We start from the raw sequence: 24,345 nt of genomic DNA on the forward strand, positions 1-24,345 counted from the left end.
TGATGGGCGAGTTCGTACGGCTTGAGGTCAGCGACGGCATCGGCACGATCCGGCTGGACCGGCCGCCGATGAACGCGCTCAACGAGCAGATGCAGGACGAGCTGGCCGAGATCGCCACCGAGGCGTCCGCGCGCGAAGACATCAGCGCGGTGGTGATTTACGGCGGACCGAAGGTTTTCGCGGCCGGCGCGGACATCAAGGAAATGAAGACCCGCTCGTACGCGTATATGTCCGTACGAGCGCACCGGCTGCAGGCGTCTTTCGTGGCGGTCGCCAAAATCCCGAAGCCAGTCGTTGCCGCGATCACCGGCTATGCGCTCGGCGGCGGGCACGAACTGGCGCTGTGCGCGGACTTTCGGGTGGCCGGCGACAACGTCAAGGTCGGCCAGCCGGAGATCCTGCTGGGCATCATCATCACGGTGCCGGTGGCACCCAGCGGCTGACCCGGCTGATCGGCCCGGCGAAGGCGAAAGACCTGGTCTTCTCCGGTCGGTTCGTGGCCGCCGATGAGGCACTTTCGTTGGGGCTGCTGGATAAAATCGTCGCGCCGGACGACGTGTACGAGGCGGCCGTCGCGATGGTCCGGCCGTACGTGGGCGCGGCCTCGCTGGCGCTGCGGGCCGCGAAGGCGGCGATCGACGGTGGCATCGAGGTCGACCTGACTTCCGGGCTGGCGCTGGAAAGCCAGCTCTTCGCGACCACCTTTGCCACTCAGGACCGAACCGCCGGCATGGAGTCCTTTGTGGAGAACGGGCCGGGCAAGGCCACTTTCACCGGCCAGTAGAGGAAGAGAAATCCGCATGGCAGTCACCAAAGAAGAGGTCGAAGCCGCTCGGCACGATCCGAAGCAGGCGAACATCCTCTACCACGACTGGGAAGCGACCACCTACGACGAGAAATGGTCGATCTCGTTCGACGACGACCGCTGCACGGTTTATGCGAAGGAGCGGTTCACCAGCATCGCCGGCGAGGACGGCTGGCCGTACGAGACGGCCCTGGAAATCGGCAGCGGCACGGGATTCTTCCTGCTGAACCTGATGCGTGCCGGGGTCGCCACCTCCGGGATCGTCACCGACATCTCGCCCGGCATGGTCGAGGTCGCCACCCGCAACGCCAAGGAACTCGGTTTCGACGTGACCGGCCGGGTGGCCGACGCGGAGACCATCCCGGTCGAGGACTCCTCGGTTGACCTGGTCGTCGGACACGCGGTGCTGCACCACATCCCGGATGTGGACCAGGCTTTCGCCGAGGTGCTGCGGGTGCTCAAGCCCGGCGGCCGGTTCGTTTTCGCCGGAGAACCCACAAAATACGGCGATGTGATCGCCCGCAAGCTCTCCCAGCTGACCTGGTGGGCGACCACCAACGCGACCAGGCTGCCGGTGCTGGCGGACTGGCGCCGGCCGCAACAGGAGCTGGATGCCTCCAGCGAGGCGGCGGCCCTGGAGGCAGTCGTCGACCTGCACACCTTTGACCCGCATTCCTTGGCTGTCCGGGCCGTCCGCGCCGGGGCGCAGGATGTTTCGGTGAAGACAGAGGAATTCACCGCCGCCTGGTTCGGCTGGCCGGTGCGTACGTTCGAATGTGCGGTGCCGTCCGGAAAACTCGGCTGGAACTGGGCCATGTTCGCGTACAAGGGCTGGCTCGCCCTGTCCGCCGTCGACAAGCACGTCTTCAGCCAGGTGATCCCGAAGGAACTGTTCTACAACCTCCTCATCACCGGCACCAAACCGCTGTAGGTCAGGGGGTTGGGCGTACGGGTGGGAGTTGTCCTTGGTGGGTGGCGCGCAAAACTGTGGTGAGGTCGGCCCGGAGGTGTTCGATCCGGGTGGCGCCGAGAGTTTTGGCCCATTCGGCCTCCAGGTCGCGGTAGATCTGGTCCACCGCGGCGAGTAAGCGCTGGCCGCGGCGCGTGAGGGACGAGTTTCGCCCTGCTGTCGCCCGGATGGACGGTGTGCTGGACATAGCCGGCCTCGTCCATCGCGGTCACCAGCTTGGACGCGGCCTGCTTGGTCGTGCCCATCAGCGCGGCGATCTCGGTCGCGGTGATCGGGCCGGAACGCACGGCCAGCAGGATAAATCCGAACGCCGGCCGTACGTCGTGCCAGCCCTGCTCGGCGAGCCGAGCGTGCAGGCCGTCGATCAGGTGCCCATAGGCCATCGCGAAAAGCCTGGCCAGTGGGACCGTCTCGGCGGCCTCGCTCATGTTATTCGGCCCAGGGGCGGGGTAAAGGCCGGACTGTCGGCCATCCGGGCCTGACCACCAACTGGCATGCAGCAGATCGTACGCAGGGTCTCCTGCCCGGCGTTGGAAATCGCGAACGGCGTGTCCGGCGGCACCACGATCGCGTCGCCGGCGCCGGCCGAGAACGTCCGGTCGCCAAGGACAACGGACGCTTTGCCGTTGAGTATCACGAAAACCTCTTCGAGAGTGACCTCGTGCGGGGCCGCTTCGGGGCCCGGCTCGATTTCCACCTGCCAGACGCTCAGGTGGGTGGAGCCGCGGCTCGGGGTGGCCAGCGAGGTGAACTTGGTGCCGGGCAACTCGTGGGTCGGTTTTTTCGGGGGCGGGAATGACGGGCATTGCTTGACTCCAATGGTCAATGTGGTTGACGAACTCCAGGAGTATGCATCGATCCTCGCCGGATAGTCAACCTAGTTGACGGACTAGCAATAGGGCGGCTGGTGGGTGAGAGTGGACGCGATCCGCATAAACAGCGCGAACTGCCGGAAAAGGTCCGGCATGGCAGCGGTGGTCTGGATCGTACGGCCGTCCCGTGCCGTCACTCCGGGAATGCCGAGCAGGTGGGACGCCACCGACGCGGACTGCCAGCGGACCGCGAGAGTCGCCGTGCCCGGCACCGGCTTGACCTTGCCGCCCTTGTTCTTCGCACGTCGCACGGCATCGCGAGCGCCGGTCCGGATCGCCTCCCGCGCCTGGACGGCCGGGCGCAGTTTCGCGGCGAACCGGTCGATCGCCCATTTCACCGGCACGGTCGCGACTTTCGCGTTCCACTCGGCCATTTCCGCGCAGGCCGCGTCGTCGCCGGAGAGCAGGATGACCGGTACGCCGAGGGCGGCGGCGGTCGCGTACACCATGCCGATCTCGCCGACCGGCCGGTCGTCGAGCCACATGTCCTCAATCTCGTGGCCCATGAAACTGTGGCTCAGCACGCCGAGCGCGCCGGACCGGGTGTGAAAGCCGATGCACAGCACCGCCTCGAAACCCGCGTCCAGGCCTTCCAACATGCTCATCGGTTTCGCCTTGCCGCGTACCAACTCCGCGACCGGGTGCAGTCGCAGTCGATCGGCGGCAGCAGGCTCCGCATCGGGCCGTGCGCGTCGTTGACGAGAACCTCGGTGGCGCCGCCTTCCAGGGCTCCGCTGACGGCCGCGTTCACGTCCTCGGTCATCATCACCCCCGGCCGGCCTCGTAGTCCCGGCCGGTGGGCTGTACGTCGTGGAAGTCAACCAGCCCGGTGACGCCCTCCATGTCCGCACTGACATAGACCTTCACGTATCCGCCTTCGGTCTCCCGGCAAAGTCCCATCATGCCTGCCAGCGCGCTGGCTCGCCGGGTGGTCCGGTAGCGTGCGCGAGGTGGGACGGCGAGATCCGCGGCAGGCCAGGTTTCTCACCCTCGCGTCGCTGCGCTGGGTGATCCGCAACCGCGCCTGGACCCCGTGGTATTTGATCCGCTACCTGCGCCTCGCCCGCCTCACCCTGACCCGTCGGGACATCGTCCTGGAAGGCATGGTTTTCCTGGGAAAGAAGGTGCGGTTCGAGGTCCGCCGCGGCTATGGCCGGATCGTGGTGGGCCGCTGGGTGCACATCGGATCGGGCACCAAGTTCCGGGCCCACGAGGGCACCATGCGGATCGGCGACAAGTGCGTTTTCGGCAGTGAGAACACCATCAACTGCTACGTCGACGTGGAGTTCGGCGCCGGTACGCTGATCGCCGACTGGGTGTACGTGACGGATTTCGACCACGTCTACGCCGATCCGTCGGTGCCGATCAAGGACCAGGGCCTGGCGAAGTCGCCGGTCCGGATCGGCCCGGGCAGCTGGCTCGGCGTGAAAGTCACCGTGCTGCGCGGCGCCAGCACCGGCCCTAACTGCGTTTTTTCGCCGCCCACACCGTGGTCAAGGGCACCGTACCGGCGGCGAGCGTGGTCGCCGGCGTGCCGGGCCGGGTGGTCAAGGACATCGCGCAGGCCTGGGACCTCGCTGCCCAACAACGCGCCGATGTCGCCGACATGGCCCGCAAACAGGCCGAAGCCGTCAGCGAGCTGCGCGCCGCCGATCGGTAATCCGCCGGACCAGCGCCGACCGTCGGATAAAGTCCCGCACTCGGTGGGAAATCAGTCGGTGCCGTCGGCGAGGAGATTTCCGTCGGGGACCACGATGCGCAGGGGAGTGGGGGCTCGGCCGTGTGCGACGGGCGGGGCGGCGGCGAGTTCGCGTTCCTCGATGACGGCTTGTTCGTACGTTTCGATGACCTGCTCGGCGATCCGCGGCCAGGCGTAGTCCCGCGTCGCCACCGCGCGGGCCTGTCGGGAGAGTCGCCGGGACAACACCTCGTCGCGCAACAGTCGACTGACGGCGTCGGCGATCGCGGCCGGGCTGCCAGCTGGCACTTGCAGCGCGGAGACGCCGTTTTTGGCCAGCTCAGCCAATCCGCCGGTGTCCGAGAGCACGAGGGTGGCGCCGGCGGCGGCGGCTTCCAGGGCGACCATGCCGAAAGGCTCATAAATGCTCGGCACCAGCCAGCGCGCAGTCGGCGGCGGCGGCGAGCGAAGCGAGTTGTCGGCCGGGGACGAAACCCAGCCACTGTACGGATTTCCCGAGCCGGAGCCGGCGGGCCTGGGCACGCAGTTCGTCGCCGTACGGGCCGTCGCCGGCGACCACCAACCGCAGTCCCGGGTGCCGGCGGCGCAGCCGGGGGAGGGCGGCGAGAATGTCCTGCAGACCTTTTTCGTACACCAGTCGGCCGCTGAACAACAAGAGTGGGGCGTCCAATGTGGACCCGTACGTGCGGCGGACCGTACGAACAGCGGCGGCGGAGACTTTCCAGTCCTGCGGGTGAACACCGTTCGGGACGGTGTCCACTTTGGCCGGTGGCAGCTCGAAGAGCTGGGTGATCTGCCAGCGCATGTATTCGCTGCAGGCCAGCACCCGGCGGGCCTCGTACGTGAGCCACCATTCGACCGAATGAATGGAGCGGTTCAGGTCGCCGGGCAGCCAGCCCTGGTGCCGGCCGGCCTCGGTGGCGTGCATGGTGGCGACCAGCGGCACCCCGAGGTGGTGTTTGAGGGTGGCGGCGGCGTGCGCGACGAGCCAGTCGTGGGCGTGGACGACCTCGGGCTGGATCTCGTCGCAGACCGCGAGCGCCGCCCGGGTGACGGCGTGGTTGAAGGCCCATCGTCCAGGCCAGCAGCGTCTCGGGGTTGAACTCGAACAGCGGCGGGTCGTCCGGCACCCGGATGACCCGTACGCCGTTGACGATCTCGTCGGCCGGGGCACCGGGCGCGTGCCGACTGATGACGGTGACCTCGTGACCCCGCCGCGGCCATCGCCTCGGACAGCGCATGCACGTGACGGCCAAGCCCGCCGACTACTGCCGGCGGGTATTCCCAGGAGAGCACCAGAGTCCGCACCGCCGATCATGGTGCCAGACCCTTACTCGCAAGTAACCACCGGGTGGCGGCGTGGCCCCGTCAGTCGTACGTGACGAGGCCACGTCATCAGAACTAGATAGTCCAGTTCACGTACATGCGCCACTCGTAGATGCCGGGCAGCTGCCGGCAGTCGTACTCGCGCCAGCGCCCCTGTGCGATGCCCGCGTCACCGTCGGCCCAGCACATCCTGGGGTCGTAGTAGTCCGCGTACGGCCCCACGGCCCAGATCGCCGGGCTGATCGTCGTCGTCGCGGACGCCGCCGACGGCGCGCTGACGGACGGCTGGCGTGAGCGCCAGCGCCGCGATGCCCAGCGCGAGGGCCATCCTGCGTATTCTCATGGGTGCCTCCAAAGTGATCGAAAGGGCACCCTTAAGAACGCGCGATGTTCGACTATGTCACGCGATAAGCGACGCCATCAGGCCGAGTGGCGGCGAGCCGAGCGCCAGCAGCTCGCGGTGGAACCGCGGCAGGCCGAAGTCGGCGCCCCAGGCCGCACGGGCCCGCTCCCGCAGTGCGAGGATCTCCAGCTTGCCCCATGTGTAGCGGCCATAAGTGGGGTCGAAGGTGCCGCGGCGGGCCTCCGACCAGGCGGCCTGGCTGGGGTTGCCGGGCGTCCCGTAGAAGGTGTTGATGGCGAACTGCTCGGCCGCCTCGGCCACCGTCAGCGCGCCGGTGTGCAGCGCGATCGCCATCGCGAGGCGGGTCACTCGTACCAGCCCCTCGATCGCCACCCCGGCGGCGTAGCGGGCGTCGTCGTCGTCCCGGAAACCCTCCTGCAGCGCCATTTCCTCGCAGTAGTGCGCCCAGCCCTCGATGAACGAGTTGCTGTGCAGGGTCTTGCGTACGTCGCTGGTCAGGCTGCGCATCGCCAGGAAGTGGCTGAAGTGCCCGGGCGCCACCTCGTGGATGGTGATCGCCGGCAGGGTGGTCCGGCTGAACACCTCCAGCCAGCCCTCCTGCTCATCCTCGGGCCAGGACGCGTCCGGCGGAGTGATGTTGTAGAAGGTCTGGCTGGTTGGTTCGTACGGCGCGACCGGCGACAGCGACGCGATGGACCACCGGTAGGACTCCGGCGACGGGCGTACGAGGCACTCGCCGTCGGTCGGCGCGAGGTCGTGCCGCTTTGTCCAGGCCAGCACCTCCTCGGTCTGGTCGCGGGCCTCGTCGAGCACCCCGTCAGCGTCCGGGTGGTCTGCGTTGAGCCGCTGTACGGCGTCGGCCACCGACACACCCGGCAGCAGCCGCCGCGCGCAGGCCTCGGTCAGCATCTCGCGCAGCCGGTCCCGCTCGGCGTCGGCCTGTTTGCCCAGCTCGGAGAGGTCGATCGGGACCGCTTCGGAGGCCGACAGGAGGCTGGCCAGAGCCGGGCCGCCGAGCGCCGCGTCGGCCGGACCGTGCTCAGCCGCGGCGGCGATGTGTTCGACGAACCGGGCGTGCGCTTGTAGGGCCTTCGCCTCGATGTCGGACCGATCCGCGTCCAGCCCCGGCGGCCACGCCCCGGGCGGCTCCCAGGCACGCCTGCGCGACCGGCGCTGGCACCTGATCGAGCGTACGGACGGCCATGTCGACCGCATCTGGCCAGCTGGCGAGGTGCCGCTCACGGGCTTGTGCACGGTCCGCGGTTGGCGCGTAGTCACGCTCGTAGCCGGTCAGCTCCAGGTTCGCCTGGTGCAGCAGCGGGAACCGCCGGTGCAGCTGCAGGTCCCCATACACGACCTGGGCGCTGTGTTCGAAAGCGGCCAGGTGCGCCTCGTCTTGCGGATCGTCGAGTTTTCCCTGCTCCTGCGCCTCTTTGACGGTCGCGAGGGCGCGCTGGACGCCGTCCGCCGAGAGGTCCTGGATCCGTCCGTCATATTCGTGCAGGCCGGCCAGCTCCCGTGCCGTGGCAAGGTCGAGTTCGGTCACCGCTCGCAGTCGATCAGTCATCCTCGCAGGCTAGACGACGTACATATGGCCGGCCTACAGAGTTGGGCGCTCGATCAGACGTTTCGAACATAAAAAATGTTCAGAGATTTGTGTTCAGAACATCAATCGTGTTCGAATCATCGTGTGAGTAGTGACGAACGGGTGCGTACGATCGTCCAGGCCCTGCGGGCCGCCGAGCGGATCAGCGTGGTCGACCTGGCCCGGGAGACCGCGTGCTCGGAGATGACGATTCGTCGGGACCTCGACCTGTTGGCCGCGCAGGGCGTGCTGCGGCGGGTTCGCGGCGGCGCGGTGAGCCTGCTCCCGCGTGGCGACGAGCCACCGTTCGCGCTGCGGGAGCTGGAAGAGCTGGCAGCGAAGAAGCGGATCGGCGCGGCCGCGGCGGCGATGGTGACCGACGGTGAGGCGGTCGTCGTCGACGGAGGTACGACCGGCCGCGAGGTAGCCCGGGCGCTGATCGGCCGGCGGATCACCGCGATGCCGTTAGGACTGCACGTGGCGAACACGCTGTCGGCCCCGGCAGGAGGACATGGCGGCGTACGCCTGCTGATGCCGGGCGGGGAAGTCCGGGCCGGCGAGCTCGTCTTCACCGGGCATCTGACCACCCGGGCGCTGCGGTCGCTGCGCTTCGACACGGTGATCCTGGGCTGTTGCGGGATTTCCGCCGAGCACGGCCTGACCACCTTCGACCTCGACGACGTGGACGTGAAGCAGGCGGCGCTGGAATCCAGCCGGCGGGTGATCGCGGTCGCGGACGCCACCAAATTCGCCCGTACCGCCCTCGGCCAGGTCTGCCCGCTGGCCAGGATCGACGTACTCATCACCGACACGAGCGCCCCGGAGCGCGTGATCGCTGACTTCCAAGCCGCCGGGGTGGAGGTTCGGCGTGTCTGAATCGTTGCGGGCGCGGCTTTTCCCGGCCGCCCCGGCAGTGGATTCCCGGCTGCGCAAGGCAAGGTGGGCGGTGATTGGCTACTTCTTCCTGATGGGCATGCTGGCCGCCACCTGGGCGGTCCGGATCCCGGACGTGAAGATGCGGCTGGGGCTGACCAATGGGCAGCTCAGCTACGCGCTGCTGGCCTTCGGTATTGGCTCTATCGCTTGCATTCCGTTCGTTGGCCGGCTGGTGGACCGGTTCGGCAGCCGACTGGTGGTGCTGGTGGGTGGCGTGCTGTGCTGCGTGGTCGTCCTGGGCCCCGGCCTCGCGCCCAGCTACTTTTGGCTGGTGGCCGCACTTTTCTGCTTCGGTGTCGGCTTCAACACCCTCGATGTCGGGATGAATGCGCACGCGGTCGAGGTCGAGCGCGCGTACGGACGACCGATCATGACTTCTTTTCATGCGATTTACAGCGTCGGCGGATTTGCCGGCTCCGCGTTCGGCGGTGCGGCGGCCGCGCTGGCGATTGGCGCGTTGCCCACTTTCGCGGCGGCTGCCGTACTGATGCTGGTGATCGCCGTGCTGGGACCGGCCTGGCTGCTTCCGCCGGCGACGGGGTCTTCGGCGCGTACGGACCCGTCGGCATTGCCGGTCAAGCGTCGCGGCCCGTCGCTCGCGGTGATCGTGCTGAGCCTGCTCGCGATGTTCTGTTTCCTCGCCGAAGGTTCGGTGGCCGACTGGAGTTCCATCTACCTGCACGAAAACCTGGGCACGACGGCCGGCACAGCGGCGATCGGCTATGCGGTCTTCTCCATCACCATGACGATGGGCCGGTTTATCGGGGACCGGCTGGCAATGTGGCTCGGTCCGGTCCGGCTGGTCCAGCTCAGCGCCGGGTTCGGCGCCGCCGGCATGGCCGTTGGTTTGCTGGTCAACCAGCCGATAGGGGCCGCGATCGGCTTCGGAATCTTCGGTTTTGGGCTCGCCAGTATCGTACCGCAGGTCTTCACCGCGACCGCGAACCGCAATCCCGACCGGGGCGGCCGTGACCTCGGCCAGGTGGTCGGCACCGGCTACGCCGGCATGCTGCTCGGACCGGTCGCCATCGGCGCTGCCGCGTCACTGGTCACTTTGCCAGTGGCGCTGGGAATTCCGGTGGTGCTCACGGTCGTGGTGGCCATACTGGCGCCGATTCTGCGCCCGGCCCGCCGGCCCGCCGTCGAAACCGCGCCGGTCGGGTGAATTTACCGGCGAGTCCGGATGCGGACGCGCGTTACAGCGGTTAATCAGGGCATTCGTCGCTCCGTCCGCGGTTGTCGACTGGTGAGCATGAAGGTAAGACGCATGGTGGCCGAGAAAGGTTGCGGTCGTACGATAATCAGTGCTGGGTCTTTTGCGGAAAAGGCTGGATCGTACCGGCGTGTCCGAATATCGCGTCTGGATGACAAATGCCATCCAGACGGCGAAGAACCGCTGCTGAAGGACGCGGTTCATCCGCGGCTGTCATTCTCTATGCTGGGATTAGCTGGGTTGCTCATCAAGGGCGATGCGCCCAGTACAGTAAAGATTCGGAGTTGTCATGACAGCGTTGTCGCCATCTCACCAGCCGTCACTGCGCATTCTGACGGTCACCAACCTGTGGCCGGAGAGTGGCAGTTTTCGCGGCGTCTTCGTACGCGAACAGGTGGAAGCCCTGCGCAGACAGGGACATCAGGTGGATGTGGAGGTGGTCGCGCAGGCCCGCGGCAAAGTCGACTATTTGCTGGCCGCGCCTCGGGTACGCCGTCGCGCCCGCGCCGGCCGTTACGACATCGTACACGTCCATTACGGCCTGACCGCGCTGGCCGCGCGGCTGGTGACCGGTATTCCGAAGATCCTTTCGCTGTACGGGTCGGATATCAACTCGCCACGACAGCGGCGGATTACCCGGCTCGGTGCCGGCTCGGTGGCACGGATCTACGTGTCACGCCGATTGGCTGTCACGGCCGAGGAACCAGAGGCCACGGTCATCGCCAACGGTGTGGATTTCGAACTTTTCACTCCGACCGATCGGGCCGAAGCCCGAGCCACTTTGGGCATAGATCCCGATGCGCGAGTGGTCTTGTTCGGCGGTCACCCGGACAATCAGGTCAAGGGATATGACGTTTTCGCTGATGTACTCGCCGAGCTGCGCGAGCGCGGCGTACCAGCACAGGAACTGGTGCTGGCCGCGCCGGGACAGGACAGGCCCGCGGTAGTCCCGAAGTTCGCCGCCGCGGATGTCATGTTGTTTACTTCTCGAAAGGGCACCGAAGCGTCGCCGACGGTGGTGAAGGAAGCGGCCACCATGAATTTGCCCGTCGTCACCGTGGATGTTGGTGATGCCGCCGAGACGCTGGCGCACGCCTCGCCCAGCACCGTGGTGAAGTTCCCGGAACCCGTGGGGAACCGACGAATCCCGCGCGACGTTGATTACCCGCCTGGCGGACGCGGTAGAACCGCTGCTGACCAGCCCGACCCGCTCCACTGGCCGCGAGGCGTTGGCCTGGTTGGACACCGCAAACGTCACTCGGCGGCTGGTCACGGTTTACCGGTCACTGCTGGGATCTTCGACCCACTGACGGTCCGCGAGTCGTACTTCTGTGTCACCTCTTCGCCGGATTTCCGACAATCGAGGGCACCGGCGAAATTTTCCCTGCATATCGGACGCATGTGGAATCGAGCGCAACCTTTCATGCCGGCCGATGCGTCATTACTTGCACCAGGGCTGGTCTTGCGACCTCAGACGGGAACCGGACCTGGGCATCAATACCTCACAGAGGCAGGCCCATCGGAAGGCTGATAAGCGTGGCTCCCGCTCCACATACATCCGCGGTGATACCGCTGCCAGACCTCGAACCTTTTCGAGGTGACCAAGGAAAGGCTTTCTCGCCAGGTCCAGCACAGCTGTCCGCCGACCGGCTGGCCGCGATGGGCTATGTCGAGGAAGAGTACGTAATCCGGGGCGTGTCGACGACGTTCCGGCACGGCGAGGACAGTGAGATCGACGTGGGTCCCCAGGCCGCGTACGTCACCCGGATTCTGGTTCGGACCCCGGCACAGTTCGACCGATTCAACGGCACCGCGGTGGTGGAATGGCTCGATGCCACCGATTCCGTCGACACGGCGCACGAATGGGCATACACCCAGCCGGAGCTGGTGCGCGGAGGTTTCGCCTGGGCCGGTGTTTCGGTGCAGCGCGCCGGTGTGATGGACGGGCTAAAAGGCTGGGACGCCCAGCGGTATTCCTGCCTGCACCATCCCGGCGACGAATATTCTTACGACATGTTCTCGCAGGCCGGGCGGGCCATCCGGGCGATCTTGCCAGGGGGTTCGCCTGCTGGCGGCCGGAATGTCGAAGTCGGCGCACCGGCTCACCACCTATGTCAACAAAATTGACCCGATCGCCGAAGTCTTCGACGGATATCTGGTGCATTGTCGGCCGACGTTCGCGCAGCCCAAAGTGCCCCATCGCGCGGATACCGTCGACGATTCGGGATCCGTACGATTCGCAGATGTTCTGCGGGTGCCGGTGCTCGTCCTGCAGACCGAGACCGAGGTCGCCAGTTCTGGGTACGGATCCGTCCGGCAGCCGGACGAGGAATGCTTCCGGCTGTGGGAAATCGCCGGAGCGGCGCGATCCGACGCGTACCTTCAGGCGATGGCCCCGCTCCATCCCCTCCAACGCCGGCCATCGGATATCATCTCGGCGCTGGCCAGCCGAGCGAAGATGTTCGGGCCGGGTCTCAACCAGTTCGTGACTTCGGGCCCACAGCACCATTACGTGGCCAACGCCGCGCTTCACAGCCTCCATCGCTGTCTTCGCGATGGTGTTGCCTTGCCGTATGGCGATCGGCTTGCCACCGTCGCGCACGCACCGCACATTCTCCGGCGTGACGTGCGCGGCAATGCGGTGGGCGGAGTTCGGACACCGTGGGTGGACGTGCCGACCGCGTTGCTGACCGGAGTTGGTCCACAGGACGGCATCCCGCCCGAGCCCACCGATCTGACCGCGCCTTTTCCGGCCGCGATGTTGAAAGAGATCTATCCAAGCGCGGACGCGTACCAAACCGCGTTCGACGCGGCGACTGACACCGCCATTGAGAACGGGGTCATCCTGCAGGCGGACGCTGCCGAGATCAAGGAAACAGCGTCAATAGTCTATTTGATGTCGCTCAACAACTGACGGTCGCGCTGCACCGTCTTCCGCGATGCCCGTCAACAATCATTGGATTACCTATGACAAAGATGTCAGGGCGCACCACCTGGCTGCTCACCGGCGGCGCCGGCTACATCGGCTCACATGTGCTGCACGCGATGGATCGGTCCGGACACAAATGTGTTGTCCTGGACGACCTGTCCACCGGCGTGGCAGAGCGCATTCCGGTCGGAACACCGCTGGTCGTGTGGGATCGGTCCTGGACACCGCCTTGGTCGAGTCGACCATTCGCGAGCACGACGTCCGCGGCATCGTCCATCTGGCCGGACGAAAGTCCGCTCCGGATTCGGTTCGCCACCCGATCTTCTATTACAACGAGAACGTGGGTGGCATGATCTCGTTGTTGGACGCGGCCATCCGGGCCGATGTGCGCAGGGTCGTGCTTTCCTCAAGCGCGGCGGTCTATGGCACCACTGACGTTTCCCCGGTTTCCGAGGACGCCGACTGCCGGCCGGAGAATCCGTACGGCGAGTCCAAGCTGAACTGCGAGAAGATCCTCGCCCACGCGTCGACGGCGCACGACATCGGCTATATCTCCCTGCGGTATTTCAACGTCGCCGGCGCGGCCACCGCGCAACTGGCGGACCGTGGTGGCGACAACCTCATCCCGAGAGTTTTTTCGCCGCGCTGCAGCAGAACGTACCACCGAAGGTGTTCGGGGATGACTGGCCGACCAGCGACGGCACGTGCGTACGCGACTACGTCCATGCCCTCGATCTCGCGGCCGCGCACGTCGAGGCAGTGGACCTGTTGGAGCAGCGGTTTACCCGACGGACGTACAACGTGGGTCGCGGCGACGGCAGCACCGTGTTCGAGGTGCTCGACACGATCAAAACCATCACCGGATGCGACTTCGAACCAACCGTCGTTGCTCGGCGCCCAGGCGACCCCGCCGAGGTGGTCGCGGACGTGACCCGGATCGAAGCCGAACTTGGCTGGCGAGCCAAGTTCGACCTCTCCGAAATGGTCGCCTCAGCCTGGGCCGGCTGGCCACGCACCAGTATCCGAGACAAATCAGCGGTGTAATTCCGCCGACCACTGACCACCTTGGAACAGGTCATCTACCAAGGCGGGGGTGTTGTAGTGGACTTTCCCCGGACGTGGCCGATGGGCTGGTGCTACGGCTGGTCAAGTGTTAGTCGGACGGTTGCTGCGCAACATGGGCCTGTCGCCGGGGCGACCGTTTGTGGCGGGCAGAGCTGGAAGAGCTGGAAGAGCGACGAATATTCCGCCTCTGTCGGACGCCAGAGCGTGCTCTGAAACAGGGGTTTCCACAGGGGCATTTAGGTGGTCCGTTTCTTATCCACAGAAACGAAAACTGGCAGCCCGACTGTCGATGGCAGCCAGTAAAATCGGGTCATGAGCAGAAAACGACGGCGACCGGAATTCACCGACCCCAACAAGCAACCGTGGCGCACCATGCCACCCAGCTGGGTCCCCCTGCAGATGCTGGAAGAACTCGACCGGTACGGCCGAGCCGACGCTGACACCGCGCTGGCCGCGGTCGAGACGCTGGACAAGGTGATTTCGTATACGCAGGCGATGCAGATGCGGTTCATGGACCGCTTCACCAACGCCCGCCCAGCAGTAGGCGCACCATTCTCCAAATACGCGGCCGGTGAAATCGCCGCATCCCTGACCTGGAGCCTGTCAGCGGCTCAGAAGCGGTTGAATTTGGCGTACCAACTGGTCCATGAGTGCCGGACACGATGGCGGGGATGTCTCACGGCGCCCTTGACCTGCGTAAGGCGTTCACGTTCGCGGACCAGGTCGGCCACCTCTCACCCGAAGACGCCCGGAAAGTCGAAGAGAAGGTGCTACCCGGCGCCGACTCGAAAACGCCTCGATCGATCCGGGACAGGGCCCGCCGGGAGGTCATCAAAATCGACCCAGCCGCCGCCGAAACCCGCCGCAAGAAACTCGTCTCCGAGAGGCGAGTAGAAAAACAACCCTGCGAAGACGGCATGGCTCTGCTCGGCGCGTTCCTGCCCGCCGAATCAGCCGAAGCGATCTACCGTCGCATCGACACCATCGCCCGCAGCCTTAAAACCAAAGACGAAACCCGCACCATGGACGCACTCCGCGCCGACGCCCTCACCGACCTCTGTCTCGGCGTCCCCAGCAACGTACGCACCAAAATCGAACTCCGCGTAGACGCCACCACGCTGATGGGCCTGGACGACAACCCAGCGATCCTGAGTGGCTACGGCCCGATGACCGCGCGCAACGCGCCCGCGAACTCGCCGGCGACGAAAACAGTGAGTGGTACCGAATCCTCACCGACCCCGTCAGCGGAGTGGTCATCGACCATGGCCGTACGCGCTATCGCCCCCACCAAAGCGCTACGGGACCTGGTCAACGCACGCGACCAACGATGCTGCGGCCCCGCCTGCAACCGACCCGCCGCCACCTGCGAATTCGACCACACCATCCCCTGCCGCGACCCGGAAGGAAAGACCGCGTACGACAGCACCGGACCAGCCTGCAAATTCCACAACGACATCAAAGAACACGGCTGGACCGTCACCCAACCAACACCAGGCCGATTCCTGTGGACAAGCCCCACCGGTCGAACGTACGACGTCACACCCAACGACGAATACCCACCACCACCGTTCTAACGGTAGGAAGGACGCCCCCGGTGATCCCGGGCTCACCACGGCCAGCGAGAGTCGCTCGGTCACGCACGCCTACTGCCAAGACGCGCGGATGTCATAGTCGACTTTCCGACGATGGTGTGACGGAATGGACTTGGTTTATGGCTGTCTATCGCCAACCACAGGACCGCCTGGCACTGGATGCTGGCCGGCCCGCGGTTGACAACGGGCTTGCTAACTACCGGTACGAGGATGGGCCCGGCCCGCTAGTAACAGTAAATCTTCGCCTGCTCGCCGCCAAAAATTGGCGACCACCGCAGTCGGACGGTTGCTGCACAAATGGGCCAACAACCTCCCACACCGCCAAAATGCCTTCCGTCAACCACCCTACGCCACGCCTCAAATATCCCTTAACTCACTACCGGCTTGGTAGTAGTGTGTCGCTGCTAAATCTGGCGCTGTTTGTCGGTGGTTCTCGGGTTCAGGTCTGCTGAGAACGAAGGGGTGATGGTTCGTCTGCAGGATTGTGGGCCGCCGGGCGTGGTGCTGCCCGGCGGCCGGGTGGATTTTTCTATGCAGCGAGCTGATTAATCCCGCGGATGGGTCTTCGTTCGCGGTCAACGTACGCGGGCGGCAGGAATTCAACGATTCCGTCAACAATGCGTACATCCCAACCACCGTGGTGCACTAAACGATGGCAGCGATCGCACAGGAGCACGCAATTTTCAAGGCAAGTATGCCCACCATCGGCCCAGTGCTGCACGTGGTGCCCTCTGGTCCAGCGGGGTGGTCGGCCGCATCTGGCGCAGCCTTTGTCTCGTGCTATCAGGGCTTTGCGTAGGGCTGGTGTGATGAGTCGTTCGTTGCGTCCAACATCAAGGGGCACGCTGTCGCTGCCCAGCACCATCGGGATGATGTCCGCGTCACAAGCCAGCCGGCGGACGCCCTCTGGGGAAATCGGTGCGCCACTGTGCGGGTACGCGACCCCGAGCCGGTCCCGCAGCATTTCCCACGTCATCGTAATAGTCAGATGCGGCCGCTCAGCGCCCTGGATGGGGAGTTTCCCGGAGTCCGCGATCAGATTCAACGCTTCCGCGAGCGCGTCCCCGTTGCGCTCAGACACCGACCGCTGATCAGGGGTACCATTCTCAGCCGGACGAGGTTTGGCCAGTGGGCTCAGAATCTCACTGAAGAGGGTGCCGGTTTCACCGTCGAACGAGCCAGTGAAGTTCAGGCGTCCGTCTGTCCCGGTGTGCAGGGATAGTTCTCTGCGTGGTTTCTCGTTTTCGTGTTCGGAGGGCGCCGGACCGTCAGGGTCCAAGTGATCATGGATCCGACGGCCGACTTTGGCTAGGCCGGGTGCGGTGTACCGTTTCGCGTGCTCTACCAGGGACGCTTCAGCTTCCTCACGATCCCGGATGGTCACCCTGGCCGGGAGCCTGGTCATGACCCCAACAATCGTGTCGATCTGAGAGTCCGCGAGCTCACCGCGACGCATCGCCTCACTGGCGATGCTGAGTGTGGGTGCGAGTGTTTCCCCGGTCAGGGCTTGACTGGGGCACAGGTTCAGCGCTCGTTTGTAGCGTCGGGACGCCTCTGTTGGGGACAGTCGCAGGAGGTCTTGCAGCATGCCCAGGGTGTTGCGGTGCCCGAGCGTCTTGCCGACGTTTCCCCGGTGGATCGCCGCGACAATGTCCAACACCTCGACCTGCAGTAGCCGGACCGCTTTCTCCTTTGCCTGCAGCAGCTCACCGAGCTCGTCCGGGTCACACCTCCAGAGTTCTGGAGTGGTGGTGTCGTCGCCGGCGGCCATGCTGTTAATTCTACCGCCGGCACCGACAGTTTGATGGCGTACGGGTAATCAGGAAATGGATACTTTCACAATGATTCCAACGAAACGTGGAGCGCGCGCGTTCAAATCTTGCGAGCGAGAACGTTGGGTCTCTGAAGTAAGGCTCAGGAGCGTGGGGCTGATATTTCGAGACCGCTGGTGCTGGAGCGGGCTGCTGTCTCCAATCACCTGTGCCCCCTTCGCCCTGCGGCCGGCTTTCCCGCCCCCTTGGTAGGGCGTGACTCCTACGACTACTACGGGCGCTATGTCACCCGCCGCATATGCCGGTGAGGGCGATCCCACGTTCGTCTCTGTCGTGCGTCAGCGGCTGCTTCAACGAGAGCGCACAACAGGGACCATCCGGTTGTCAACGAGACCGCTCAGATCAGTCCTGACACGGTTCAGATCACCAGCTCATAGCCGGTTTCTTGATCGGTACCGGGACTCTACTCACCGGTAGATACCAGTCAGTAGAGCGCCGTGGTCTTTGTCACTAATGGACAAACGCGGATCTGCCACTTTGTTACCGGCGGATGAGCAAAACCGGACATCCGCCGCCGGCTCGAGCGAAAGTGCCTGCTGGCCTTGGAAAACCGGTGCCCCAGTGCGTACGTTCTCACGGCGCAGCAAGGTCAGCACGGACCGTCGTTCCCGACGGATCGGGACCGGTGAGAAAGGCGACTAGCCACGGGAGGTGGTGGTGGAGCAGGCGTCCGTTCCCGATGGACAGCAACGTCGCCGAAACTCTGTGGCGGAGCACGGAAAACCGTTGCCGGAAAAAACCCTTGCCGGGGCGGCTTGGGCCGGAAAACGCGTGCTGGCGCGGTGTCTGGTGCCCCACAGAACGGTCGACCCTGGTGCGCAGTCGTCCAGAGCTCGCAGCCAGAAAGAAGGAGAAGGAAAGTGCGTAAGCGATTAGCGGGTATTCTCTTGACCGGCGTAGCAGCTGCCGCGATGGCCCTGAGCGCGGCGCCGGCGCAGGCCGCTCCGACGTGGAGCGTGACTGGCAGCCCGGGCGGCACGCTGAGCGGCGCGGCCGGCACCACCACCCTCACCGATGGTGGCGTCGTCCTCAAATGCACCTCCTCGACGGCCGGTGGCACGATCGCGAACGGGACCGGCCTGCCCGGCACCAACATCGCGCAGATCACGTCGATCACCTTTGTGCACTGCACCGGTCCGGCCGGCCTGACGTTCACCGTGACGCAGAGCGGTGTGTGGGCCCTGAACGCGGTGAACTACGCGAGCGGCGTCACCCAGGGCACGATCACGAACGTCACGGCGGCGCTGAGTGGCCCGGGCTGTGCGGCCACGGTGTCCGGCTCGGTGGCCGGCACGTACACCAACAGCACCGCGGTGCTTAATGTCGACCCGACGCTGAATGCCGCTCTTGGTACGCAGCTGACGGTTTCCGGCGCCAGCGGTTGTTTCGGGCTCATCCACAACGGTGACCACCCGACCTTCAGCGGCGCGTACACGATCACTCCGAACACGATCGCCATCACCAGCCCGTAAGTCGCAGCGGTCTGGCGAACGCAACGTCCTGGATGGCTGTGTCTCGGACAGAAGGGCAGGTGTGAATGCGTGGCAGGTGGCGACAGGCCGGCCGTCGGTCGATTGTCTGGATCGGAGCAGGTGTCCTCGCGATCGCCGCAGGGCTCACTGGTGGGTCCAGTTCGGCTACCGCACAGCAAAACGCCGACGTGCCTGTCCCGTTCACTTGCCACTTCCCTTCCGGGACACAGCCATCCGGGACACAGCCAGTGGCCGCGCGGGTGGCGGTTACCCTGCCGGGGGCCGGCGCGGTCGGACAGCCCATTCAGCCGAGCGGGATTCGGCTCAGCCTGACGGTGCCGGCCGCCACCGGCATCGCCAGTGGCTCGACCGCGCGCGAGCGCGCAGTTGACAGTGGTGCCAGCGATCGCGGGGATCGGGGCTCGTACGACCTGGACTTTCCCGGCCACCCCCACGACAACGGCCGTGCCGCCGGCGACCGGCGAGTCGGCGCCGCCCAGTGGTGATATCGGCTGGGAAGCGAACGGAAAAGCGCAGCCGGTGACGTCCGCCGTTCCCGGTCGACTGTCCTTTGTGGCCACCCAGCTGACTCTCACCTTTTCCTCAGCAGGGGCCAAAGACACCCAGGTCATGTGTACGACGACGGATGACTCCGGTACGCAGCTGGCGTCCTTGCCGGTGGCCGCGACCCAGAACAGTGCCGGCTCTGGCATTTCACGATTGCCCGGCGGGGCCGCTGAAAGTCGGCGCGGCCGGTACGCACAAGTCCGCCGCCGGCCGGTTGGACGACGAGCCCAATTCGACGCCCGCTTCGGCCTACCTCGTCGGCTATTCCGACGTACAAAAGCTTAACGGGGCCGCCTTGGTCGGCCCGGGGTTGATCGACCTCAAAATCTTCGACGCGACCTTCGACCCGGTCACCGGCGATGTGGACGTGGTCGCCAACGGGCAGTTGACGCTGCCACCGGCCAAAAGCACCTTCCTGACCTTCGGCTTCATGCCGACGGCGGCGACTATGCAACTCACGCAGGTCGGGATCATGGTCATTAAGACCCATTCCGCGGCACAACCGGACGGCACGTACATCACTACCACCGTTTCGACCGTGCAGATGTCCTTGCGGATTTACGAGGTGAAGGTCAATGGCACTTCCCTTGATGTGGGACCAAACTGTCACACCTTCGAGAACCTGTTCCTGACATTGAACGCGGAAGGTGACTACGCGGCCGACACCGGCGGCACTTTCGCCGGAACCGTGACGATCCCACGGTTCGCCGACTGCGGGGTGGGGGAGGACCTGGACGGGTTGTTCACCGCGTCCATTTCCGGGCCGGGCAACTTCATGCGCATGACCCAGGGGCCGGGTTGTTTCCCAGTGCCGGTGCCATACCAGTGCCCGCCGGTTATCCCGGAACCCAAGCGTTGAAAGCCCACCGGAGGACATCGCGATGACAACCCAGACGCAGCCGCCCGCGGGGCGCCCGCCCGGTGCTTCGGCGCCGCCGCGCCGCCGCCGCGCCGCGACTGGGGCGAGATTCCGGTGCTGGGCAAGGCCGTCGGCGGGATGCGCCAGACCGGCCGACTGTTCGCGCTCGGTGGCAGCGTGGCGAGGCTGTTTTTTTCAAGCGGCCGTTCCAAACCCGCGAGTTCATCGAGCAGTTCTGGTTCATCGCGAGCGTGACGATCCTGCCGACCGCTTTGGTGTCCATTCCGTTCGGCGCGGTGATCGCTCTGCACCTGGGATCGCTGACCCAGCAGATTCGGCGGCGGAGAGTTTCACCGGCGCCGCGAGTGTGCTGGCGATCATCCAGCAGGCGAGTCCTTTGGTGACAGCGCTGCTGATCGCCGGCGCCGGTGGGTCCGCGATGTGCGCGGATCTCGGTGCCCGTACGATCCGCGAGGAAATCGCCGCGATGGAGGTGCTGGCGGTGTCGCCGGTCCAGCGGCTAGTGGTGCCGCGGGTTTTGGCCTGCATGTTGGTCGCTGTCCTGCTGAACGGCATGGTTTCGGTGGTCGGCGTGTTGGGTGGCTATTTCTTCAATGTCATCATGCAGGGCGGCACTCCGGGCGCGTACCTGGCGAGTTTCTCTTCGCTGGCGCAGCTGCCGGATTTGTGGATTAGCGAGATCAAGGCGCTGATCTTCGGTTATATTGCCGGAGTAGTGGCCGCGTACCGGGGACTGAATCCGCGTGGTGGCCCGAAAGGTGTCGGTGACGACGCGGTGAACCAGTCGGTGGTCATCACGTTTCTGCTGCTGTTCTTCGTGAACCTGATCCTGACCGCGATCTACCTGCAGATCGTTCCGCCGAAGGGTGGCTGAGCAATGGCGAATCCCTACGCGAGCGATCAGGGAACGGGGTTCCTGGATCGTCGGCTGGCGTGGTTGGACGCTTTGGGCGACCAGCTGATTTTCTATGTCAAGGCGATCGGGTGGACGCCACGTACGGTCCATCGCTACACCCGCGAGATCATCCGGCTGCTGGCCGAGGTGAGTTTTGGCAGCGGTGCCCTTGGTGTTATTGGTGGCACGATCGGCGTGATGGTCGCGATGACCCTTTTCACCGGCACGGTGGTGGGTTTGCAGGGCTATGCGGCGCTGAACCAGATCGGCACCGCGGCTTTCACCGGCTTCATCTCGGCGTATTTCAACACTCGCGAGATCGCGCCGCTGGTCGCGGGCCTGGCACTGTCGGCCACCGTCGGCGCCGGTTTCACCGCGCAGCTTGGCGCGATGCGGATCTCCGAGGAAGTGGACGCGCTGGAGGTGATGGGCCTGCCGAGCGTGCCCTATCTTGTCACCACTCGGATTCTGGCCGGCGCGCGATCGCGATCGTGCCGCTCTACGCGCTCGGGCTGCTCACCTCTTACGCCGCCTCCAGGGCCATCACGGTCTTCGGTGACGGCCAGTCCGCCGGCACGTACGACCACTATTTCACCCTCTTCTTACCCCCTGAAGACGTCCTCTGGTCCTTTATGAAAGTGCTCATCTTCAGCGTGATGGTGATCCTCGCGCATTGTTATTACGGCTACCGGGCCAGCGGCGGACCGGCGGGTGTGGGCATCGCGGTAGGCCGGGCCGTACGCACCGCCATTGTCACCATCAGCATCACCGATTTCTTCCTGAGCCTCGCGATCTGGGGAGCCACCACGACGGTGAAGGTCGCCGGATGAGGCGCGGTTGGTCCAAAACCGGACGCCGCCTGGTCGGGGTGGCGTTCCTGCTGGTGTTCGTGTTGCTGGCCAGCCTCTCGGTGGCGGTTTTTACCAGAAAGCGTTCAGTTCGGCGCTTTCGGTGACGTTGTTGGCTGGTACGGCTGGAAACCAGATGCACCGGGACGCAGACGTGAAGGTCCGTGGAGTGGTGGTCGGGCAGGTGCGGCAGATTTCCAGCGATGGCAGCCAAGCCCGGCTGCGGCTGGCCATCGACCCGCAGTACGTGCCGATGCTGCCGGCCAACGTGACCGCGCAGTTGTTGCCGACTTCGCTTTTCGGGGACCGGTACGTAGCGCTGCTGATCCCGGCCACGCCCAGCCCGGAAAAGCTCAGCGACGGCGCCACCATCGACCTGGATCGCAGCGCGGCGGCGATCCAGTTGGACAAGGTGCTCGGCGACATGCTGCCGCTGCTGACTGCGGTGCAGCCGGAGAAGCTGGCCGAGACGTTGACGGCGATTTCGCAGGCACTGCAAGGAAGAGGGCCGCAGCTCGGGCGTACGCTCGTCCAGCTCGACGACTACCTGACGAAATTCAATCCGCAGCTCCCCGACCTCACTAACGACATCCATGAATTGGTGACGGTCGCCGACGCGTACGCGTCAGCCGCGCCGGACATCGTGGACGCGCTGAACGATTTCAGTGTCACCACCCAGACAATCCTGGACCAGCGGACGAACCTGGAGACGCTCTACCAGTCGGTGACCTCGACCTCCGCCGACCTGGAGACCTTTCTGAGCAGGAACAAGAACACCATCATCCGGCTGTCCGCGAACTCTCGGGTGGCCCTGCAGATCCTGGCGAAATACTCGCCGGAATATCCGTGCGTGCTCGCCGAGATGGCCGCTTTCGTGCCGGTGATGGACAAAGTTCTGGGAAAGGGCACCAACCAGCCGGGCCTGCACGTCAAGATCGACTCGGTGCCGTCGCGTGGCCGTTACCTGCCTGGCAAGGACACCCCCACGTATTCCGGCGGCGGTCAGCCACATTGCTATCCGACCGACCGGCCTTTCACCGCGACCGGTGTGGGGTCGCCGCAAACGCCGCCGACGGTGAGTACGACCAATGGCGGCCTGGGCCTGCCGAACTCGGCCACCGAGAACCAGTTCGTGAACGAGCTGGTGGCACCTCAGGTCGGGCAGTCGCCGTCGCAGCTGCCGGACTGGAGCAGCGTGTTGGTCGGCCCGATCTACCGCGGCGCGGAGGTGACGCTGCAATGAGACGACCCAGTCTTACCGGAGCACTGGTCAAAAGCGGCTTGTTCACGCTGGTGACCTTGGTGGCGACCGGCATTCTGGCACTGACCATCGTGAACGGGAATCTCGGTGGCGGCACGGACTATGCGGCGAAGTTCACCGATGTCACCGGCCTGCAGGTGGGGGACACAGTGCGGATCGCCGGGGTTCGGGTCGGCCAGGTCGAGTCGATCCAGATCGCCGACCGACGGCTCGCGCAGGTCCGGTTCTCGGTGGACCCGGGCCGTCGGCTGCCGGTTTCGGTAACGGCGGCCATCAAAAATATGAACCTGCTGGGCCAGCGCTATATCGACCTGGCTCGCGGCACCGGGCCGGTGGACGAGGTGATGGCGCCAGGTGGCCTGATCCCGGTCACCCAGACCACCCCGGCGCTGGACCTGACCGCGCTTTTCAATGGTTTCCAGCCACTTTTCCAGGCCCTGTCGCCAGAAGACGTGAATAAGCTGTCCAACGAGATCGTTCAGGTGTTGCAGGGCGACGGGACCACGGTGACCAGCCTGGTCGCCAGCACCGCCACGCTGACCACCGCGCTTGCCAGTAAGGACCAGGTTATCGGCCAGGTGATTGACAATCTGAACGCGGTGCTGAACACCATCAACTCGCGTGGTGGGCAATTGACTGACCTGATCGTCACGTTGCAACAACTGGTTTCTGGGTTGGCGGCGGACCGCGCACCCATTGGCGACGCGGTCAGCGGCATCGCCGACCTGACCACCAGCACCGCCGGCCTGCTGCAGTTGGGCCGCGCACCGCTGAAGAGCGACATCGCCTCGCTCGGCAGACTTTCCGGTACGTTGGCCAGCAACACCCCGGAGCTCAACTCCTTCCTGACGAACCTGCCGGTGAAGTTCGGTCGGATCGGCACCCTCGCGTCGTACGGTTCCTGGCTGAATTTCTACCTCTGCTCGGCCACCGTGACCGGACTGTCCACATCGGACGGCAGCCAGCCGCCGACCGGACGGCCGATCAAGGACGGCCGTTGCCTCGCTCAGCAGGGCCCGGCGGTGGGAACGCCGTGAAGCCACTGCGAGAGCGTAATCCGATAGCGGTCGCGTTGGTCGGCGTGGTCGCGATGGCGCTGATCGGGCTGCTCACCTTCTACTGGAACGACCTGCCGGTAGTGGGAGCTGGTACGGCGTACAGCGCCGATTTCAGTGAGGCCGCTGGCCTCAAACCGGGGGGACGACGTGCTCGTCGCCGGGGTAAAAGTGGGTGA

Annotated in this window: 23 protein-coding genes and 8 pseudogenes; 19 read left to right on the forward strand and 12 right to left on the reverse strand. The window is 65.4% G+C overall.

Translation table 11 applies throughout. The annotated features are described in order from the left end of the window. The first annotated feature begins 2 nt into the window (after window positions 1-2). A pseudogene (locus GNX96_RS07660) lies at window positions 3-784 on the forward strand (enoyl-CoA hydratase/isomerase family protein). Window positions 785-800: 16 nt separating this feature from the next. Continuing rightward, window positions 801-1,736: a class I SAM-dependent methyltransferase gene (locus GNX96_RS07665; protein WP_163567529.1), complete on the forward strand. Its 936-nt coding sequence runs from the start codon at window positions 801-803 to the stop codon at window positions 1,734-1,736. Here GNX96_RS07665 and GNX96_RS07670 read toward each other — a convergent pair. The 5 genes from GNX96_RS07670 to GNX96_RS49875 all read right to left on the reverse strand — a co-directional run bounded on the left by GNX96_RS07670 (window position 1,700) and on the right by GNX96_RS49875 (window position 3,550). Further along, on the reverse strand, window positions 1,700-2,203 hold the full coding sequence (locus tag GNX96_RS07670; RefSeq protein WP_163567530.1) for a MarR family winged helix-turn-helix transcriptional regulator: 504 nt from the start codon (window positions 2,201-2,203) through the stop codon (window positions 1,700-1,702). The two genes, GNX96_RS07665 and GNX96_RS07670, sit on opposite strands and share 37 nt — an antisense overlap. Continuing rightward, window positions 2,200-2,541, reverse strand: coding sequence for a cupin domain-containing protein (locus tag GNX96_RS07675; RefSeq protein ID WP_279579707.1), 342 nt, complete (start codon window positions 2,539-2,541; stop codon window positions 2,200-2,202). The genes GNX96_RS07670 and GNX96_RS07675 overlap by 4 nt, the downstream gene beginning before the upstream one ends. Before the next feature lie 123 nt (window positions 2,542-2,664). After that, entirely contained in the window at window positions 2,665-3,252 is a 588-nt protein-coding gene (locus GNX96_RS07680; RefSeq protein WP_279579708.1) for a M55 family metallopeptidase, read from the reverse strand. Beyond that, window positions 3,249-3,410 (reverse strand): M55 family metallopeptidase, encoded by a 162-nt coding sequence (locus GNX96_RS49870; protein ID WP_279579709.1) that lies wholly within the window; start codon window positions 3,408-3,410, stop codon window positions 3,249-3,251. Before GNX96_RS49870 ends, GNX96_RS07680 begins: the two co-directional genes overlap by 4 nt. Before the next feature lie 2 nt (window positions 3,411-3,412). Next, window positions 3,413-3,550 carry a M55 family metallopeptidase gene (locus tag GNX96_RS49875; protein ID WP_279579710.1) on the reverse strand — a complete coding sequence of 46 codons (138 nt, stop codon included), beginning with the start codon at window positions 3,548-3,550 and terminating at the stop codon, window positions 3,413-3,415. 2 nt (window positions 3,551-3,552) lie between these two features. Between GNX96_RS49875 and GNX96_RS07685 the strand changes: the two are divergent. Next, a pseudogene (locus tag GNX96_RS07685) lies at window positions 3,553-4,307 on the forward strand (acyltransferase). Window positions 4,308-4,358: 51 nt separating this feature from the next. Here the strand turns inward: GNX96_RS07685 and GNX96_RS49880 are convergent. The 6 genes and pseudogenes from GNX96_RS49880 to GNX96_RS49890 form a co-directional block, all read right to left on the reverse strand. Next, a complete protein-coding gene (locus tag GNX96_RS49880) occupies window positions 4,359-4,760 on the reverse strand; it encodes a glycosyltransferase (protein ID WP_279579711.1) in 402 nt (133 codons plus the stop codon). Beyond that, window positions 4,744-5,520: a glycosyltransferase family 4 protein gene (locus tag GNX96_RS49885; protein WP_279579712.1), complete on the reverse strand. Its 777-nt coding sequence runs from the start codon at window positions 5,518-5,520 to the stop codon at window positions 4,744-4,746. Before GNX96_RS49885 ends, GNX96_RS49880 begins: the two co-directional genes overlap by 17 nt. A gap of 44 nt (window positions 5,521-5,564) precedes the next feature. Next, window positions 5,565-5,654, reverse strand: a pseudogene (locus GNX96_RS62860) (glycogen/starch synthase); the annotation flags it as partial. 187 nt (window positions 5,655-5,841) lie between these two features. Beyond that, the gene (locus tag GNX96_RS07695; RefSeq protein WP_163567531.1) at window positions 5,842-6,015 is read right to left on the reverse strand and encodes a hypothetical protein; all 174 of its coding nucleotides are present in this window, start codon (window positions 6,013-6,015) and stop codon (window positions 5,842-5,844) included. Between the two features lie 57 nt (window positions 6,016-6,072). Beyond that, a complete protein-coding gene (locus GNX96_RS07700) occupies window positions 6,073-7,158 on the reverse strand; it encodes a DUF885 family protein (protein ID WP_279579740.1) in 1,086 nt (361 codons plus the stop codon). Continuing rightward, window positions 7,076-7,603 carry a hypothetical protein gene (locus GNX96_RS49890; protein ID WP_279579713.1) on the reverse strand — a complete coding sequence of 176 codons (528 nt, stop codon included), beginning with the start codon at window positions 7,601-7,603 and terminating at the stop codon, window positions 7,076-7,078. Before GNX96_RS49890 ends, GNX96_RS07700 begins: the two co-directional genes overlap by 83 nt. A gap of 123 nt (window positions 7,604-7,726) precedes the next feature. Here GNX96_RS49890 and GNX96_RS07705 point away from each other — a divergent pair, with 123 nt between their 5' ends. The 8 genes and pseudogenes from GNX96_RS07705 (at window position 7,727) to GNX96_RS07735 (ending at window position 15,338) form a co-directional block, all read left to right on the forward strand. After that, window positions 7,727-8,497 carry a DeoR/GlpR family DNA-binding transcription regulator gene (locus GNX96_RS07705; protein ID WP_163567532.1) on the forward strand — a complete coding sequence of 257 codons (771 nt, stop codon included), beginning with the start codon at window positions 7,727-7,729 and terminating at the stop codon, window positions 8,495-8,497. Beyond that, entirely contained in the window at window positions 8,490-9,722 is a 1,233-nt protein-coding gene (locus GNX96_RS07710; RefSeq protein ID WP_163567533.1) for an MFS transporter, read from the forward strand. The genes GNX96_RS07705 and GNX96_RS07710 overlap by 8 nt, the downstream gene beginning before the upstream one ends. A 337-nt stretch (window positions 9,723-10,059) precedes the next feature. Continuing rightward, complete coding sequence (locus GNX96_RS07715) at window positions 10,060-11,301, forward strand: glycosyltransferase family 4 protein (protein ID WP_163567534.1); 1,242 nt, start codon at window positions 10,060-10,062, stop codon at window positions 11,299-11,301. Between the two features lie 128 nt (window positions 11,302-11,429). After that, a pseudogene (locus GNX96_RS07725) lies at window positions 11,430-12,684 on the forward strand (alpha/beta hydrolase domain-containing protein). Window positions 12,685-12,746: 62 nt separating this feature from the next. After that, window positions 12,747-12,830, forward strand: a pseudogene (locus tag GNX96_RS62865) (hypothetical protein); the annotation flags it as partial. Window positions 12,831-12,835: 5 nt separating this feature from the next. After that, window positions 12,836-13,318 (forward strand): annotated as a pseudogene (locus GNX96_RS62870) (NAD-dependent epimerase/dehydratase family protein); the annotation flags it as partial. A 50-nt stretch (window positions 13,319-13,368) separates the two neighbouring features. Next, complete coding sequence (locus tag GNX96_RS62875) at window positions 13,369-13,743, forward strand: GDP-mannose 4,6-dehydratase (RefSeq protein ID WP_390623944.1); 375 nt, start codon at window positions 13,369-13,371, stop codon at window positions 13,741-13,743. A gap of 683 nt (window positions 13,744-14,426) precedes the next feature. Continuing rightward, window positions 14,427-15,338 carry a DUF222 domain-containing protein gene (locus GNX96_RS07735; protein ID WP_279579741.1) on the forward strand — a complete coding sequence of 304 codons (912 nt, stop codon included), beginning with the start codon at window positions 14,427-14,429 and terminating at the stop codon, window positions 15,336-15,338. A 547-nt stretch (window positions 15,339-15,885) separates the two neighbouring features. On the opposite strand, the gene GNX96_RS07740 is transcribed toward GNX96_RS07735, so the two are convergent. Then, window positions 15,886-17,127, reverse strand: a complete 1,242-nt coding sequence (locus tag GNX96_RS07740; protein WP_163567538.1) for an HNH endonuclease — start codon at window positions 17,125-17,127, stop codon at window positions 15,886-15,888. A 921-nt stretch (window positions 17,128-18,048) separates the two neighbouring features. Between GNX96_RS07740 and GNX96_RS07745 the strand changes: the two genes are divergently transcribed. From GNX96_RS07745 to GNX96_RS49895, 8 genes and pseudogenes are all read left to right on the forward strand, one after another. Then, entirely contained in the window at window positions 18,049-18,660 is a 612-nt protein-coding gene (locus GNX96_RS07745) for a hypothetical protein (protein WP_163567539.1), read from the forward strand. Window positions 18,661-18,725: 65 nt separating this feature from the next. Then, window positions 18,726-19,166 (forward strand): DUF6801 domain-containing protein, encoded by a 441-nt coding sequence (locus GNX96_RS60930; RefSeq protein ID WP_313885605.1) that lies wholly within the window; start codon window positions 18,726-18,728, stop codon window positions 19,164-19,166. Window positions 19,167-19,306: 140 nt separating this feature from the next. Beyond that, entirely contained in the window at window positions 19,307-20,086 is a 780-nt protein-coding gene (locus GNX96_RS07755) for a hypothetical protein (protein WP_163567541.1), read from the forward strand. A gap of 138 nt (window positions 20,087-20,224) precedes the next feature. Next, a pseudogene (locus tag GNX96_RS07760) lies at window positions 20,225-20,981 on the forward strand (MlaE family ABC transporter permease). A 3-nt stretch (window positions 20,982-20,984) separates the two neighbouring features. Further along, window positions 20,985-21,832: pseudogene (locus tag GNX96_RS07765) on the forward strand (MlaE family ABC transporter permease). Window positions 21,833-21,839: 7 nt separating this feature from the next. Next, window positions 21,840-23,093, forward strand: a complete 1,254-nt coding sequence (locus GNX96_RS07770) for an MCE family protein (protein WP_279579715.1) — start codon at window positions 21,840-21,842, stop codon at window positions 23,091-23,093. Continuing rightward, a complete protein-coding gene (locus GNX96_RS07775) occupies window positions 23,090-24,148 on the forward strand; it encodes an MCE family protein (protein WP_163567542.1) in 1,059 nt (352 codons plus the stop codon). The genes GNX96_RS07770 and GNX96_RS07775 overlap by 4 nt, the downstream gene beginning before the upstream one ends. Continuing rightward, window positions 24,145-24,345: a hypothetical protein gene (locus GNX96_RS49895; protein WP_279579716.1), complete on the forward strand. Its 201-nt coding sequence runs from the start codon at window positions 24,145-24,147 to the stop codon at window positions 24,343-24,345. Before GNX96_RS07775 ends, GNX96_RS49895 begins: the two co-directional genes overlap by 4 nt.

It is taken from the genome of Fodinicola feengrottensis, assembly GCF_010993775.1.
Taxonomy (GTDB): Bacteria; Actinomycetota; Actinomycetes; order Mycobacteriales; family HKI-0501; genus Fodinicola; species Fodinicola feengrottensis.

Bases quoted from the DNA above. Each gene is read 5' to 3' on its own strand.
- GNX96_RS07755 (WP_163567541.1), top strand. From the start codon at position 19,307: ATGACTCCGGTACGCAGCTGGCGTCCTTGCCGGTGGCCGCGACCCAGA.
- GNX96_RS49870 (WP_279579709.1), bottom strand. From the start codon at position 3,410: ATGACCGAGGACGTGAACGCGGCCGTCAGCGGAGCCCTGGAAGGCGGC.
- GNX96_RS07715 (WP_163567534.1), top strand. From the start codon at position 10,060: ATGACAGCGTTGTCGCCATCTCACCAGCCGTCACTGCGCATTCTGACG.
- GNX96_RS07735 (WP_279579741.1), top strand. From the start codon at position 14,427: ATGGCGGGGATGTCTCACGGCGCCCTTGACCTGCGTAAGGCGTTCACG.
- GNX96_RS07665 (WP_163567529.1), top strand. From the start codon at position 801: ATGGCAGTCACCAAAGAAGAGGTCGAAGCCGCTCGGCACGATCCGAAG.
- GNX96_RS07680 (WP_279579708.1), bottom strand. From the start codon at position 3,252: ATGAGCATGTTGGAAGGCCTGGACGCGGGTTTCGAGGCGGTGCTGTGC.
- GNX96_RS49875 (WP_279579710.1), bottom strand. From the start codon at position 3,550: ATGATGGGACTTTGCCGGGAGACCGAAGGCGGATACGTGAAGGTCTAT.
- GNX96_RS60930 (WP_313885605.1), top strand. From the start codon at position 18,726: ATGCGTGGCAGGTGGCGACAGGCCGGCCGTCGGTCGATTGTCTGGATC.
- GNX96_RS07740 (WP_163567538.1), bottom strand. From the start codon at position 17,127: ATGGCCGCCGGCGACGACACCACCACTCCAGAACTCTGGAGGTGTGAC.
- GNX96_RS07695 (WP_163567531.1), bottom strand. From the start codon at position 6,015: ATGAGAATACGCAGGATGGCCCTCGCGCTGGGCATCGCGGCGCTGGCG.
- GNX96_RS07670 (WP_163567530.1), bottom strand. From the start codon at position 2,203: ATGAGCGAGGCCGCCGAGACGGTCCCACTGGCCAGGCTTTTCGCGATG.
- GNX96_RS49890 (WP_279579713.1), bottom strand. From the start codon at position 7,603: ATGACTGATCGACTGCGAGCGGTGACCGAACTCGACCTTGCCACGGCA.
- GNX96_RS07775 (WP_163567542.1), top strand. From the start codon at position 23,090: ATGAGACGACCCAGTCTTACCGGAGCACTGGTCAAAAGCGGCTTGTTC.